Source organism: Streptomyces sp. NPDC058307 (assembly GCF_042880295.1).
In the GTDB taxonomy this organism is placed as follows: domain Bacteria; phylum Actinomycetota; class Actinomycetes; order Streptomycetales; family Streptomycetaceae; genus Streptomyces.
Genome location: NZ_JBHVYZ010000009.1, coordinates 47,439 through 61,459, shown reverse-complemented (window position 1 = coordinate 61,459; position 14,021 = coordinate 47,439). Strand labels below are relative to the sequence as shown.

Annotated in this window: 12 protein-coding genes and 1 pseudogene; 4 read left to right on the top strand and 9 right to left on the bottom strand. The window is 71.7% G+C overall.

Features of this window, described 5'->3' with window-relative positions:
• From ACFVYN_RS09405 to ACFVYN_RS09395, 3 genes are all read left to right on the top strand, one after another.
• Positions 1–365 (top strand): carboxymuconolactone decarboxylase family protein (locus ACFVYN_RS09405; protein ID WP_389994864.1); only part of this gene is annotated, 365 nt, incomplete at its 5' end.
• A complete protein-coding gene (locus tag ACFVYN_RS09400; RefSeq protein WP_389994862.1) occupies positions 362–835 on the top strand; it encodes a carboxymuconolactone decarboxylase family protein in 474 nt (157 codons plus the stop codon). The genes ACFVYN_RS09405 and ACFVYN_RS09400, both read left to right, overlap by 4 nt.
• Positions 832–1,554, top strand: coding sequence for an isocitrate lyase/phosphoenolpyruvate mutase family protein (locus tag ACFVYN_RS09395; protein WP_389994860.1), 723 nt, complete (start codon positions 832–834; stop codon positions 1,552–1,554). Before ACFVYN_RS09400 ends, ACFVYN_RS09395 begins: the two co-directional genes overlap by 4 nt.
• 37 nt (positions 1,555–1,591) lie before the next feature.
• Here ACFVYN_RS09395 and ACFVYN_RS09390 read toward each other — a convergent pair whose 3' ends face one another.
• The 8 genes from ACFVYN_RS09390 to ACFVYN_RS09355 form a co-directional block, all read right to left on the bottom strand.
• Positions 1,592–2,539, bottom strand: a complete 948-nt coding sequence (locus ACFVYN_RS09390; RefSeq protein ID WP_389994858.1) for an ABC transporter substrate-binding protein — start codon at positions 2,537–2,539, stop codon at positions 1,592–1,594.
• 1 nt (position 2,540) lies between these two features.
• Entirely contained in the window at positions 2,541–4,493 is a 1,953-nt protein-coding gene (locus ACFVYN_RS09385) for an ABC transporter permease (protein ID WP_389994855.1), read from the bottom strand.
• Entirely contained in the window at positions 4,493–5,626 is a 1,134-nt protein-coding gene (locus ACFVYN_RS09380) for a glycine betaine/L-proline ABC transporter ATP-binding protein (RefSeq protein ID WP_389994853.1), read from the bottom strand. The genes ACFVYN_RS09385 and ACFVYN_RS09380 overlap by 1 nt, the downstream gene beginning before the upstream one ends.
• A complete protein-coding gene (locus tag ACFVYN_RS09375) occupies positions 5,626–7,155 on the bottom strand; it encodes a GMC family oxidoreductase (protein WP_389994850.1) in 1,530 nt (509 codons plus the stop codon). The genes ACFVYN_RS09380 and ACFVYN_RS09375 overlap by 1 nt, the downstream gene beginning before the upstream one ends.
• Positions 7,156–7,205: 50 nt before the next feature.
• Positions 7,206–8,732: an aldehyde dehydrogenase family protein gene (locus tag ACFVYN_RS09370; RefSeq protein WP_389994847.1), complete on the bottom strand. Its 1,527-nt coding sequence runs from the start codon at positions 8,730–8,732 to the stop codon at positions 7,206–7,208.
• 186 nt (positions 8,733–8,918) lie between these two features.
• Positions 8,919–10,082 (bottom strand): hypothetical protein, encoded by a 1,164-nt coding sequence (locus ACFVYN_RS09365; protein WP_389994844.1) that lies wholly within the window; start codon positions 10,080–10,082, stop codon positions 8,919–8,921.
• A gap of 95 nt (positions 10,083–10,177) precedes the next feature.
• On the bottom strand, positions 10,178–10,534 hold the full coding sequence (locus ACFVYN_RS09360; RefSeq protein ID WP_389994841.1) for a hypothetical protein: 357 nt from the start codon (positions 10,532–10,534) through the stop codon (positions 10,178–10,180).
• A complete protein-coding gene (locus ACFVYN_RS09355) occupies positions 10,521–12,290 on the bottom strand; it encodes a hypothetical protein (RefSeq protein ID WP_389994838.1) in 1,770 nt (589 codons plus the stop codon). Before ACFVYN_RS09355 ends, ACFVYN_RS09360 begins: the two co-directional genes overlap by 14 nt.
• 140 nt (positions 12,291–12,430) lie before the next feature.
• Here ACFVYN_RS09355 and ACFVYN_RS09350 point away from each other — a divergent pair, with 140 nt between their 5' ends.
• Entirely contained in the window at positions 12,431–13,327 is an 897-nt protein-coding gene (locus ACFVYN_RS09350) for a GNAT family N-acetyltransferase (RefSeq protein WP_389994835.1), read from the top strand.
• Here the strand turns inward: ACFVYN_RS09350 and ACFVYN_RS09345 are convergent.
• Positions 13,279–13,866, bottom strand: a pseudogene (locus tag ACFVYN_RS09345) (LysR substrate-binding domain-containing protein); the annotation flags it as partial. The gene ACFVYN_RS09350 and the pseudogene ACFVYN_RS09345 sit on opposite strands and share 49 nt — an antisense overlap.
• Positions 13,867–14,021: the final 155 nt, after the last annotated feature.

Sequence of the window (14,021 nt, the reverse complement as noted above, 5' to 3'; positions counted from 1 at the left end):
TCCTCGAGCTGGTGAAGATCCGTGCCTCGCAGCTCAACCACTGCGCGTTCTGCCTCGACATGCACTCCAAGGACGCCCTCGCGGCCGGTGAGAGCGTCGAGCGGATCATCCAGCTCGGGGCGTGGGAGGAGTCCAAGCACTTCTACACGGAGAAGGAGGTCGCGGCCCTCGAACTGACCGACGCGGTCACGGTCCTCACCGAAGGGTTCGTGCCGGACGAGGTGTACGACCACGCGGCCAAGCACTTCGAGGAGGCTGAGCTGGCCCAGCTGATCGCCGCGATCACGGTGATCAACGCGTGGAACCGGTTCGGGGTGACGTGCCGCATGGTGCCGGGCCACTACGAGGCGGGGCAGCACCAGTGAGCCGTACGGACGTCCTGGACCGCGAGGTCGGCCGGGCCCTGTCCGCGCTCAGCGCCACCGCGAAACAGGGGCTCGGTGACCCGGCCCTCGCGGAACTGGTCGTCATCCGGGCCTCGCAGCTCAACCACTGCGCGTTCTGCCTGGACATGCACCTCGCGATCGCCCGCGAGCACGGGGTGAGTGAGAAGCAGCTGGATCTGCTCGCCGGCTGGGAGGAGGCGGAGGGCGTCTTCGACGAGCGGGAGCGGGCCGCGCTCGCGCTGACGGAGGCGGTGACGGTCCTGACTGGGGGCACCTCCCAGGCTTTCGGCTCTGGGGGAGGTTTCGTACCGGACGACGTGTACGCCGGCGCCGCCAAGCACTTCGACGACGGGCGGCTCGCCCATCTCGTCGCTCTGATCGTCGCCATCAACAACTGGAACCGGGTGATGGTCGCCCGCCGGATCCCGGCGGGAGGTCACCGGTCGTGAGCAAGGCCGAGGTGTTTCGCGCGCTGCACAGAAACCGCCTCCTCGGCGACCCCCTCGTCCTGCCCGGCCCCTGGGACGCGGTCAGCGCCCGGGTGTGCGAGGAGGCGGGGTTCCCGGCGCTCGCCACACCCAGCGCCGGGATGGCGGCCGCGCTCGGTCACGAGGACGGGTCGACGCCGGCCGACGAGATGTTCGCCGCGGTGGCGCGCGTCTGCGGGGCCGTGGACATCCCCGTGTCGGCGGACGTCGAGAGTGGGTACGGGCTGGCCCCGAAGGAGCTGGTGGAGCGGCTGCTGGAGGCGGGGGCCGTGGGCTGCAACCTGGAGGACTCCGAGAACGGGACCCTCAAGGACCCGCACCGGCACGCCGACTGGCTCGCCGAGGTGCGGTACGCGGCCGGTGACCAGCTGTTCGTCAACGCCCGCGTGGACACGTTCTCCTACGGCGACGGCGATCCCGAGCGGGCCATCGAGCGGGCCGCGCTGTATGTCGCCGCGGGTGCCGACTGCGTCTATCCGATCGGCGCCCCGGTGGACGTACTGCCGTTGCTGCGGTCCGGGATCCAGGGGCCGCTCAATGTGTTCGGGCGGCTGGACGGCGAGGGCCCCTCGCCCACCGAACTCGGTGCACTCGGGGCCACTCGCGTCACGTTCGGGCCGGGGCTTCAGCGGAGGGCGGCCCGTCAGCTGCGGGAGATCGCCGACAGCCTTCGGCAATAGGGGTGTTCAGGACAGCCACTCGTTCAGGAGAGCGTGTTCAGGACAGCCACGCCTTCCACGTGGACGGGTGGCTGTCCACCCACTTCTTCGCCGCGTCCTCCGGCGTCAGCTTCTGGTCGGCGATCATCAGGGAGACCTGGTTCTGGTCCTCGGTCGTCCATTTGAACTTCTTGAGGAAGGCCGCCGCCTTGCCGCCGGACTTGGCGAAGTCCGTGTTGAGGTACTTCTGGAGCGGGGTGTGCGGATAGGCGCAGGCGACCTTCGCCGGGTCCGCGTCGCAGCCCTCCTTGTAGGCGGGCAGCTTCACCTCGGTCATCGGGACCTTCTCGAACAGCCACTGGGGGGCGTACCAGTAGGTCAGGAAGGGCTTCTTCTCCTTGGCGAACTGTTTCATCTGGGTGATCTGCGCGGCCTCCGAACCCGCGAACACCACCTGGTAGTCGAGGCCCAGGTTCTTCACCAGCGCCTTGTCGTTGGTGACGTAGGACGGGGAGCCGTCCATCAGCTGGCCCTTGCCGCCGCTCTCCGCGGTGCGCAGCCGGGAGGCGTACTTGTTGAGGTTCTTCCAGTTGGTGACGTCCGGGTGCTGCTTGGCGAAGTACGTCGGGACGTACCAGCCGATGTGCCCGGTCACGCCGAGTCCGCCGCCCGGCGTGATCGTCTTCTTGTCCTTGACGTAGCGCTGTTCCTGTTCGGGGTGGCCCCAGTCCTCCAGGATGGCGTCCACCCGGCCCTGGCTGAGCGCGTCCCAGGCGGGCACCTCGTCGACCTGGACGGTGTCGACGCGGTAGCCGAGCTTGTGTTCGAGGAGGTACTGGGCGACGGCCACGTTGGCCTGCGCGCCGACCCAGGACTGCACGGACAGGGTCAGGCTCTTGGCGCCCTGGGCGTTGGCGAAGGGCGAGGCCTGCTTGGTCATGTCGGCGGCACCGCAGCCGGTGAGCAGCACCAACGAGCTCATCGCGGCGATCGTACGGAGGCGCATGTCAGGCTCCCTTCCCCGTGCGGCGTTCCGTCGGCTGGGTGACCCGGTCGAGCATCAGGCCGAGGCAGACGATGGCGGCTCCCGCGACCAGTCCGGTCGCCAGGTCGCCCTGGGCCAGGCCGAAGACGGTGTCGTAGCCGAGCGCGCCGCCACCGACCAGACCGCCGATGACGACGACGGCGAGGACGAGGACCACGCCCTGGTTGACGGCGAGCAGCAACGCGGGCCGGGCGAGCGGGAGTTGGACCTGCCGCAGCTGCTGCCAGCTGGTCGCGCCGAGCGACTTGGAGGACTCCATCGCGGCCGGGTCGACCTGGCGCAGGCCCTGTGTGGTGATGCGGACGACGGCGGGCAGCGCGTAGACGACGGCCGCCGCGGCGGCGGGCGCTCGGCCCACGCCGAACAGCGCCACGACCGGGATGAGGTACACGAACTGCGGCATGGTCTGGAAGACGTCCAGGACGGGCCGGAGCAGCCGTTCGACGCGGTTGCTGCGGGCCGCCGCGACGGCGGTCGCGAAGCCCAGGACGAGGGTGACGGCGACGGCCGCGAGGACCTGCGACAGGGTGTCCAGCGCGGGTGTCCACACGCCGAGCACGCCGATCGCGGCCATGGCGAGGACCGCGGTGAGCGCGGTGCGCCAGGTGCCGATCAGCCAGGCCAGGGTGGCGACGATGAGCAGCACGGACCACCAGGGCAGCCCCTGGAGCCCGTCGCGGACCGGGTCGAGGACCCAGGTGGTGAAGTGGCCGGCCCAGTCGGCGGTGCCGCCGACGACGGGGACACCGGAGTAGAGGTGGGCGGTCATCCAGTCGACGGCCCGGTTGACGGGCTCGGCGATGTTCAGGGTCCAGGCGTCGGGCCAGTCGAGACGGCCCAGCAGCCGCCCGGCGACGGCCACGACGACGGTCCCGGCGAGGGCGTACGCCCATCCCGCGCGTCCCTGTCGCTCGGTGTCGTCCGCGGCGCCCGCCGCGCCCGCCGCGCCCGTCACCCGGTCCAGGACGACGGCCAGCAGCACGATCGGGATGCCGGCCGCGAGGGCGGCGCCCACGTCGACCGAGGCCAGGGCCTGGTAGACGCGGTCACCGAGGCCGGCGGCGCCGATCACGGAGGCGATGACGGCCATGGACAGCGCCATCATGATGGTCTGGTTGAGGCCGAGGAGGAGTTCCTTGCGGGCCAGCGGGATACGGGCGGTCAGCAGCCGCTGGCGGGCGGTGGTGCCGAGCGACTCCACGGCCTCCAGGACCTCCTTGTCCGCGCCCTGCAGGCCGAGGGCGGTGAGGCGGGCCATGGGCGGGGCGGCGTAGACGACGGTCGCGAGGACGGCGGCGGGCACGCCCATGCCGAAGACCAGGACCACCGGGAGGAGATAGGCGTAGGCGGGCATGACCTGCATGGTGTCCAGGACCGGGCGCAGGATCTTGTCCATGCGGCGGGACAGTCCGGCGGCGAGTCCCAGCAGGACGCCGACGACGACCGAGGCGAGCACGGCGACGACCATCAGGGCGAGCGTCTGCATGGTCGGGACCCACATGCCGAGCAGACCGCAGGCGAGGAACGCCGCCGCCGTGCCCAGGGCCAGCCGGACGCCGGCGACACGCCAGGCCACGAGGGCGCCGAGCGCGGTGACCCCGGCCCAGCCCGCGCCGAGCAGGACGAGGTACACGGCGTGTACGGAGATCACGACCGCGTTGCTGATGTAGCCGAAGAAGTAGAGGAACAGCGGGTGGCTGTCGCGGTTGTCGATGATCCAGTCGCTCGCGCTGCCCAGCGGCTTGGTGAGGTCGACGGTGAGGGCGGTCGGCCAACTGCCGCTGGCCCAGCGGGCGTTGGCGAGGGGGACGAGGACGGCGGCGGCGAGGGCGATGAGCAGGATCTTCTGGACGGCGCGGTGCTTGAGCAGTCCGGTGGGCAACGCGCGGGGCGCGGACGCGGTGACGGTGGCCATCAGACGGCCTCCTTGCGAAGCTCCGTTCCGGCAGCTCCCCCGCCCGGCTCGGTTCCGGCAGCTCCCCTGCCGAGCTCGGTTCCTGCGACCACGCCGAGCAGCCGCTCGTGGTCGACGACGCCGAGGCACCGTCCGTTCTCCACGACGCAGGCCGGCCGGCCGCTGCCCGCGACGACCTTGATCGCGTCGGCGACGACGGAGTCCGGGGCCAGTGCGCCCGGGTGGGTCGGTCCCGCGCAGTCGCCCGGCTTCATGGCCCGGCGGACCGTCATGACCTGTTCGCGCGGCACGTCCCGGACGAACTCGCGGACATAGCCGTCGGCCGGGGAACCGACGATCTCCTCCGGGGTGCCCAGCTGGACGACCTTGCCGTCGCGCATCAGGGCGATACGGTCACCGAGCTTCAGCGCCTCGCTCAGGTCATGGGTGATGAAGACCATCGTGCGGCCCTCCTCGCGGTGCAGGCGGACGACCTCCTCCTGCATGTCCCGCCGGATCAGCGGGTCGAGGGCACTGAAGGGCTCGTCGAAGAGGAGGACCTGCGGGTCCACCGCGAGCGCCCGTGCGAGGCCGACGCGCTGCTGCTGGCCGCCGGAGAGCTGGGAGGGCTTGCGCTGTTCCATGCCCTCCAGGCCCACCTTGGCAACGACCTCGGCGGCCCGGGCCCGGCGCTCGGCCTTGCCCATGCCCTGGACCTCCAGGCCGTACGCGACGTTGTCGAGGACCGTGCGGTGCGGGAGGAGGCCGAAGTGCTGGAAGACCATCGCGGCGCGGTGGCGGCGCAGTTCGCGCAGCTTGGCCTTGTCCATCGCGCGGACGTCCTCGCCGTCGATGCAGATGGTGCCGGCCGTCGGTTCGATCAGCCGGGTCAGACAGCGCACCAGCGTGGACTTGCCGGAGCCGGACAGGCCCATGACGACGAAGACCTCGCCCTTGCGGACGTCGAAGCTCACGTTGCGGACGGCCGCCGTGCAGCCCGTCTGCGCACGCAGGTCGGCGGGGTCGAGGGCGGACAGTTCGGCGTCCTCGGGAACACGGTCCGCCTTGGGGCCGAAGACCTTCCACAGGCCGTCGACGGAGAAGACCGCCTCGTCCGTCGTCGGCGGCTTCTCCATGGTCGCGGTCGTACTCATCACGCACCACCTCCCAGCAGGTCTACGGCTTTCTCACCGACCATGAGCACCCCGATCATGGGATTCACGGCGGTCATGGTCGGGAACACGGACGCGTCGGCGATGCGGATGCCGTCCAGGCCCCGGATCCTCAACTCGGGGTCCACCACGGCCAGTTCGTCGTCGGCGGCACCCATACGGCAGGTGCCCGCCGGGTGGTACACGGTGTGCGCGACCTTGCGGGCGTACTCGCTCAGCTCCTCGTCACCGGTGATGTCGGGGCCGGGGCACACCTCCCGCTTCAGCCAGCCGGCGAGCGGTTCGGTCCGCGCGATCTCGCGGGCGATCCTGATCCCGTCGACGAGGGTGCGGCCGTCGTAGTCGTCCTCGTCGGTGAAGTACCGGAAGTCGAGGGCGGGCTTCACCTCCGGGTCCGCGCTCGTGAGGTAGAGGCGGCCGCGGCTCTTGGGCTTGGGGATGTTCGGGGTCATCGAGACGCCGTACGCCGGGCGTTCGTACCCGAGACGTTCGGGGTTGTCCGTGAAGGGGACCTGGTAGAAGTGGAACATCAGGTCGGGGCCCGCGTGGTCCGGGTCGCGGCGCACGAACAGGCCCGCGTCGGAGTCCATCGCGGAGTTCTCGGGGATCGGGCCGTTCGTCTCCCAGACGATCACCGACTCGGGGTGGTCGAGGAGGTTCTCGCCGACGCCCGGCAAGTCGTGGACGACGGGTATGCCGAGGGCTTCGAGGTCCTCGCGGGGACCGATGCCGGAGTGGAGCAGCAGACGGGGCGAGTCGACGGCGCCCGCGCACAGCAGGACCTCGCGGCGGGCCCTGATCAGGCTCTCCTGGCCGTCCTTCGCCCGCACGTGCACGCCTTCGGCACGCGTGCCGTCCAACTGCAGCTTGTACGCCCAGGTCTCCAGCAGGATCGTGAGGTTGGGCCGCTCGTCCATCACCGGGTGCAGATACGCCACCGACGCCGAGGAGCGCTTGTTGTTCTCCGGGTGGTAGGCCAGGTCGAAGAAGCCGACGCCGTCGTCGAAGGGCTTCTTGTTGAAGCCCTCCACGCGGGGGACCTGGAGCGCTTTCTGGGCCGCGTCGACGAAGTCACGGGCGATGGCGTTCCGGTCCTTCTCGTCGACCGGGACGATGTTGTTCTTCAGCCGGGCGTAGTACGCCTCCATCGGCACCGCGCCCCAGCCCTTGGCGCCGGCCTCCTCCCACTCGTCCCAGTCGGACGGCAGCGGCTTGAAGGCGATCAGGGTGTTGTGGGAGGAGCAGCCGCCGAGGACCCGGGCGCGGCTGTGCCGGATGTGGGAGTTGCCGCGCGGCTGCTCGGTGGTCGGGTAGTCGTAGTCGAGTTCGCCGCCGAGCAGGCCCATCCAGCGGCGCAGGGTGAGGACGTCGTCCCTGCCGACGTCACTGGGGCCGCCCTCGATGACGGCGACGGTGACATCGGGGTTCTCGGTGAGGCGGGCTGCTATGACGGAGCCTGCCGTTCCACCTCCGACGACGACGTAGTCGTACTCCTGTTTGATCTCGGACATGGGGGTACTCCAGGGAGGTCTTGAGAGAGAGGAGAGGAGGGCGAGTGCGCTCAGCCTGCGAACCAGCGGACCGGCTTCGGCGCCAGGTTCTGGTAGACGTGCTTGCTCTCGCGGTACTCGGCGAGTCCGGCGGGACCGAGCTCGCGGCCCACTCCGCTCTTTCCGAAGCCGCCCCACTCCGCCTGCGGGAGGTAGGGGTGGAAGTCGTTGATCCAGACGGTGCCGTGGCGCAGCCGGCCCGCGACCCGGCGGGCGCGTCCGGCGTCGGCGGTCCAGACGGCACCGGCGAGGCCGTACTCGGTGTCGTTGGCGAGGGCGATCGCCTCGGCCTCGGTGCGGAAGGTCTCGACGGTGAGGACCGGCCCGAAGACCTCCTCCCGCACGACCCGCATCTCGCGGTGGCAGCGGTCGAGGACGGTCGGCTCGTAGAAGTAGCCGTCGGCGGGGCGCTCGGGCGACGGCGCGGGGCGCTGCCCCCCGGAGCGCAGCACCGCGCCCTCGGCGAGCGCGGAGGCGACGTAGGACTCGACCTTGGCGCGCTGCTGCTCGGAGACCAGCGGCCCGCACTCGACGCCGTCCTCGGTGCCGCGGCCGAGGCGGATCTTCGAGGCCCGGCGGGCGAGTTCGGCGACGAAGCGGTCCCGCACGGACTCCTCGACGATGAGGCGGCCGCCGGCGGAACAGACCTGGCCGCTGTGGATGAAGGCGGCGTTGAGGGCCTGGTCGACGGCGGTGTCGAAGCCCTCGGGGGTGGCGCAGGCGTCGGCGAAGACCACGTTGGGGTTCTTGCCGCCGAGTTCGAGGGCGACCTTCTTCACCGAGACGGCGGCCGCCTGCGCGACCTTGGTGCCGCTGACCAGGCCACCGGTGAAGGAGACCAGGTCGACGTCGGGGTGCTCGGCGAGCCGGGCGCCGACGGTGTGGCCGGGACCGGTCACGATATTGGCCACGCCTTCGGGCAGGCCGGCCTCGACGAGCAGCTCGATGAGCGCGATCGTCGTCATCGGGGTGATCTCGCTCGGCTTGACCACGAAGGTGTTGCCGGCCGCGAGCGCGGGGGCGATCTTCCAACTGGCCTGGAGGAGCGGGTAGTTCCAGGGGGTGATCAGCGCGCACACGCCGACGGGTTCGTGGACGACGACGCTGTGGATGTCGGTCGAGCCGGCGTCGACGACCCGGCCGGACGACTCACCGGCGGCCAGGTCGGCGAAGTAGCGGAAGGCGTCGGCGACACAGTCGATGTCGACCCGGCCCTCCTCCACCGTCTTGCCCGCGTCCCGGCTCTCCAGGAGGCCGAGTTCTTCGCGGTCGCGTACGAGAAGATCGGCGACGCGGCGCAGCAGCGCGGCACGTTCGGCGACGGGGGTGAGCGGCCAGGGGCCCTGTCCTGAGTCGAAGGCCTGGCGGGCGGCGGCGACCGCCAGATCGGTGTCCTTCTCGTCCCCCTCGGCGATCACGGCGAACGGCCGCGCGTCGGCGGGATCGAGGATCTCGCGGGTGGCTCCGGAGACGGCTGCGCGCCACTCGCCGCCCGCGTGGATGGTCTGCGGCTCCTGCCGCACGTGCTGTCCGGCCATGATCGGTGTTGCCTTCCGTTCCTGTTCGGTTCCCCTGTGTCACACGGGTGTCACTGACGGGGACCGTCGTCGCATTCCCCCGCGCCTCGATTGCATGCGCAACCGCTGGCCGAAAGTGGGCTGGCTCACTGAAAATGCAGGCAGAACAGGGCGAAAGGTATGGCAGGAGGTGTGGGCGGCGCCGGTTCAGTCGATCGACGCGGCGTCGCAGGCGTAGGGCGCGCAGAATCCGGAGAGCGCGGTGGTGAGGAGTTCCAGTTCGTCCTGGCCGCCGTCGCTCTCCGGGCCGTAGGCGGCGATCGCGTAGATGAAGCCGTCCTGGGCGACGAACCGCTCGTCGTAGACGTGCCAGGGGCCGATGTCCGGCTCGCCGCTGAGGGTGTCGGCCCGGTACTCCATACGTTCGCCGGTGAACCCGTCCTCCTCGACGGGCTGGAGGTCCAGCTTCTCGAAACCGTCCGGCTTGGGGGTGTCGGCGGAGAGGTACAGCTTGAAGGACGCCTCGGGGGACTCCTCCGCGACCTGGTACACCTGCAGCCGGCGTTTGCCGTCCGTGCTGCGGTAGTTGACCACGTCGATGCCGTACTTGGAGGCGACGCTGGTGCGCGACCAGCCCTCGGGCCGTGCGATACGGAAGCCCTCCTTGTCCTCGTACAGCTCGTACCCGGCGGGGAGTTCGGGCGCCGAGGCGAGCGGGGACGCCGTGTCCTCGGTCGGCGAGGGGGTCGGCGACCCGGAGGGACCGCTCTGCTGCGAGACGACCCCGGTGGGGGACGGGCTCGGCCCGGCCTTGTCGTCGTTCTGGCCGCCGCCGACGACGTGGGTCAGCACCAGGGTCACGGCGACCCCGACGGCGGCGACACCGACGAGCGCGGACCACAGGAGCCTGCGGTTCGTCCCGGCGGGCGGCTCGGGGACGGCCGGCTGACCTCCGGTCGACCAGGCGGACCCCGACCACTCGGGCGACGGGACGGATCCGCCGCCGATCTGCTCGACGGAGGACCAGCCGCCGCCGGGGGCGGTGGGAGCGTCGGGAGTACTGGGCCCGTGCCAGGTACTGCCGTCACCGGCACCGGGCCAACTCGCGGGCGGCGAAGGGACGGTGGACGCCGACGGCTCCGCGGAGCCGGACCCCGCGGCCGTGTCAGGACCCGCCCCCGCCCGGTCGGACCCGGCCGCCGGCGGCCACACGGGCGCGGCCGGTCCCGCAGAAGGCGCGGCGTCGGCCGACGGCACCGCGTCCGGCCGGGCCGGGGGCGGCGGAGTGACCGGACCGGTCGCGGCCCGGCTCCCGTCACCCTCCTCCCACCGCTGCGTCTCCTCGTTCCAGTACCGCACGCCCCCGCTCATGGCGTCCCCTTCCCACTCACCGCGTCCCCCGTTCACGCCCGTGCCGTGCGGGCCGGCTCACCGTGTCCCGCACAGAGGGCACCGTACGCCTGCGCTCACAACCCCAGCAGCCCGGCCACCGCAGCCGCCGACGCGACCAGGCCGACCAGCGCCTGCGAGTCGTCCAGCAGCGCCCGCAGGCGTTCCCGGCGGGTCGGTCCTGCCTGCCCTGTCGTGACGATCTCCTCCTCCGTCTCGGCCAGCGCGGTGTCCAGCGCGGCCGTCTCGTCGGTGGCCCTGAGGCGCGTGAGGTCCTCGCGCAGTTCCCGTACGGCGGTCAGGAGCGCCTCGGCGGCCTCGTCCCGCCCGGGCGCCGTGCCGTGGTGGCTCTCGGCGTGCGCGTGGCTGCCGATCGCGAAGGTGCTGCCGTGGACACCGCCGCTGATGCTGACGCCTGGTTCATCCGTTGCCATGGGCGCTGGTTCCCTTCTGCGAGGCGGTGGTGGAGAACGCGGTGGCGTGGGTGCCCGCCGCGAACGTGCTGCCGTGGACACCGCCCTCGACGTGCACGCCGTTGTTGATGTTCACGATCTTCTGGACGAACTCGCCGGTCTCGTAACCGGATTCGGCCAGCGCGCTCAGCACGCCGTGCGCGATGCGGTCCTGCACGCTCCTGAGGTAGCGGTAGGCGTCCATCTCCTGGAAGCGGGACCCCTCGTCCATCGAGCCGAGCTCGCGCACCGACAGCGCCGGGCCGTCGGGCAGCGCGCCCGCGTAGCCGCCGGTCAGCAGCTTCCACGCGTAGGCCACGCCCCGGCCGAGGGTGACGAGGGAGCGGGCCGCGGAGCCCGGCACCCGGGCGACCGCCCAGGCCGCCTTGCCGAGCGCGTTGTTGTGCCGGTAGGTGTGGGCCGTGCGGTCGGCGTCCTTGAAGTCCTCGCGCACCGGCAGCAGCACATGCGGGGCGATCTCCAGCATGAGCATGCGGCCCTGGGTGTGGACGCGCACGAAGACCGTGACGACCAGTTCCTCCTCCCAGCCGCCGACCCGGATCCGCAGGAAGTGCCGTCGCTTCTCGGCGCCCTCCTCGACCGCGCGCGCCCGGTGGTCCTCGAAGGCCTGCGGGTGGTACGGCGCCTCCTCGCGCCGGCGCAGCCCCTCCGCGGGCAGGAACACGCACTCGTCGATCTCCAGCCAGCGCAGCCGGTCGCGGACCGTGTGCCCGGCGAACTCGGAGGGCAGCCGCAGCTGTTCGAGCAGCGGACGGATCTTCTCCAGGACGGCGCGGTTGTTCAGCGGCAGCTGTTCCTTCTTCGTCGCGTCGGGCCTGAGCTCGACGGCGAGAACCCAGGTCTCGTAGGCGAACCCGGCGCCGCAGAAGGGACGCTTCTCGTGGTACATGACCAGCGGCGCGTGCTGCTCGGTCCGGATGCGCCGCTTCAGCCGCTGGAACCGCTGCCCCTCGGCGCGCTCGGCGGGGTCGCCGGCCGCGTCCGGGAAGCGCTGCGGGGACAGTTCGGCGCCGACCGCCCTGGCGAACTGGCCGCGCTGCGCGGCCACGCACACCGCGATCAGCGCGAAGACGACGATCAGCAGCCAGGCCTGCAGCGGACCGATCAGCCCGCTCACCCCGTCGACGTTCGGGAACAGCAGGTCGGACAGGCCGGAGGAGGAGCCGCTGTAGGAGCCGTACGAATCGCCGTAGCCGTACGAGCCGCCGAAGGACCCCGAGCCGCCGTAGGACGACGAGTCGTCCTCGCCTCCGCCGAACGCGACGACGAGGGCCAGGATCAGGAAGATCGCGAAGAACAGGCGCCCCCACCAGCGCATGACGAAGGCCGGCAGCCACCGGTACAGCGGCGGGTTCGCGCCCTTGCCCCGGACCCACGAGGCGGCCGCGAGCAGCAGGCTGGGGACGAGGAACCCGAACAGCAGTCCGCCGGTCAGCGGCACCCCGATCACCCACAGGCCCAGGATCAGCCCGGCCCACAGCAGCTCCTGGCGCCGGGCCCGCAGGGCGTGCGCGAGCACCCGGGCCGCGTCGAGGCCGAGCGAGGGCGCCACGATCCGCTGTTCGTTCAGGTGGAGCTGCTCGATGACCCGGTCCCGGTAACCGGAATCCAGATAGGTGCCCGCGCACAGCAGCCGGGTCGCCTCACTGGCGTGCGGCGGGGTGGCGGGGCCCGGTGGAGCCGACTGCGGCTGCCGAGGCACAGATGTAGTAGTCACGCGACTCCCCCGATGCGTGCAAAGGCCTTGCTCACGTCCGTTGTTGACAAACCATCAGCATAGGGGTGCGGGTGGGGTCAGGAAACCGGAATGTCAGGATGGTGGACGCCTCCACAATCCTTTGACTACAGTCAAAGATTATGGATCCGGTGTCGGCACAGCACGTGGCGGAGTTCCGCCGGTTCAACCGCTACTTCACCCGCCGTATCGGCGCCCTGGACGACCACTACCTCGGCCAGGACCGCCCGCTCGGCGAGGCGCGGCTGCTGTTCGAGATCGGCGAGGGCGTCTCGCTGCGCGAGCTCAGGACCCGGCTCGGCCTCGACGCCGGGTATCTGAGCCGGATGGCGAAAACCCTCCAGGCGCAGGACCTGGTCCGGATCAGCGTCCACCCGGACGACAGCCGGCTGCGCATGATCGAGCTGACCCGCGCCGGACGGACCGAGCTCAAGGAGCAGAACCGCCGGGCCGACGCCCTCGCCGCCGGCCTGCTCGACGGACTCACCAGGGCCCAGCGCGAGCAACTCACCGACGCGATGAGCACCGCACAGCGCCTGCTGCGGCTGGCCGCGATCACCGTGGCCCCGGTCGACGGCGCCGCCCCCGACGCCCGCGCCTGTCTGGACGCCTACGCCGCCGACATCGACGCCCGCTTCCCGGAGGGCTTCGACCCGTCCGACCTGGTGGGTCCCGAGGAGGTCTCGGGGGAGGCGGGCGCGTTCTTCGTGGCGTACGAGGAGTGCCGCCCCGTGGGCTGCGGCGCACTGCGCCGACTGGAGCCGCGCATCGGCGAGCTCCGCCATGTGTGGGTGCACCCGGACGCCCGCCGCCTGGGCCTGGCCCGCCGGATCCTCAGCGCCCTGGAGACGGAGGCCGCCGCCCGCGGCCTCACCGTCCTGCGGCTCGACACCCACGCCTCGCTCACCGAGGCGCAGGCGATGTACCGGTCGTGCGGCTACAGGGAGATCCCGCCCTACACCGAGCACGTCTACGGCGACCACTGGTTCGAGAAGCGGCTGTCCGGCCCGGTGAGCTGACCGTCCGACCACTGCGCGAGCAGTTCCCGCACCGTCCGCCGCAGCCACGCGTGCGCCGGGTCGGCCTCGTGCCGCGGATGCCAGGCCAGCCCCAGCCTCAGCGGCGGCAGGCGCAGCGGCACCTCGAAGGTGACCAGGTCGAGGGCGGCCGCGAGCGGCAGCGCCCAGGAGTTGGTCAGGCCGACGAGGTCGGTGTCCCGGATCACGAACAGGGAGGACGGGTAGGTCCCGACCACGCCCGCGACCCGGCGCTCCAGGCCGAGTTCGGCGAGCGCCTCGTCGACCGGCCCGTGCAGCCTGCCCCGCCGGGACACGATCAGGTGACCGGCCTCCGTCGCGAACCGCTCCGCCGTCAACTCCCCTTCCACCAAAGGGTGTCCGGCCCGCACGACCCCCATCATGCGGTCCTCGGGGAGCGTTGGGAGCGTCTCCACGTACACCTCGGGAGCCGCGGGGCCCACGGCTCCGAGGTCCGGCCCGGGGAGCAGGTCCGCGTCCTGGCCGGGCCGGGCCCCGCCCCTCGTACGTACGCGCGGTGCGGGACCACGGGCCGGGCGGTGGGGGCGAGTTGTGCGGCCGGGGTGACGCCGTGCCGGGGTCGGGAGCGGGGTCGGCGTGCGGGGTCCCGGTGGGCCGGCAGATGCGGGTCCGCGCATTCGAGGATTCGGTCACGCCCCGCCCGGCACCGCCCGCC

What these genes read in the sequence shown, in the direction of transcription:
- ACFVYN_RS09390 (WP_389994858.1), bottom strand. Translation starts at nt 2,539, where the DNA reads ATGCGCCTCCGTACGATCGCCGCGATGAGCTCGTTGGTGCTGCTCACC.
- ACFVYN_RS09385 (WP_389994855.1), bottom strand. Translation starts at nt 4,493, where the DNA reads ATGGCCACCGTCACCGCGTCCGCGCCCCGCGCGTTGCCCACCGGACTG.
- ACFVYN_RS09380 (WP_389994853.1), bottom strand. Translation starts at nt 5,626, where the DNA reads ATGAGTACGACCGCGACCATGGAGAAGCCGCCGACGACGGACGAGGCG.
- ACFVYN_RS09375 (WP_389994850.1), bottom strand. Translation starts at nt 7,155, where the DNA reads ATGTCCGAGATCAAACAGGAGTACGACTACGTCGTCGTCGGAGGTGGA.
- ACFVYN_RS09370 (WP_389994847.1), bottom strand. Translation starts at nt 8,732, where the DNA reads ATGGCCGGACAGCACGTGCGGCAGGAGCCGCAGACCATCCACGCGGGC.
- ACFVYN_RS09365 (WP_389994844.1), bottom strand. Translation starts at nt 10,082, where the DNA reads ATGAGCGGGGGCGTGCGGTACTGGAACGAGGAGACGCAGCGGTGGGAG.
- ACFVYN_RS09360 (WP_389994841.1), bottom strand. Translation starts at nt 10,534, where the DNA reads ATGGCAACGGATGAACCAGGCGTCAGCATCAGCGGCGGTGTCCACGGC.
- ACFVYN_RS09350 (WP_389994835.1), top strand. Translation starts at nt 12,431, where the DNA reads ATGGATCCGGTGTCGGCACAGCACGTGGCGGAGTTCCGCCGGTTCAAC.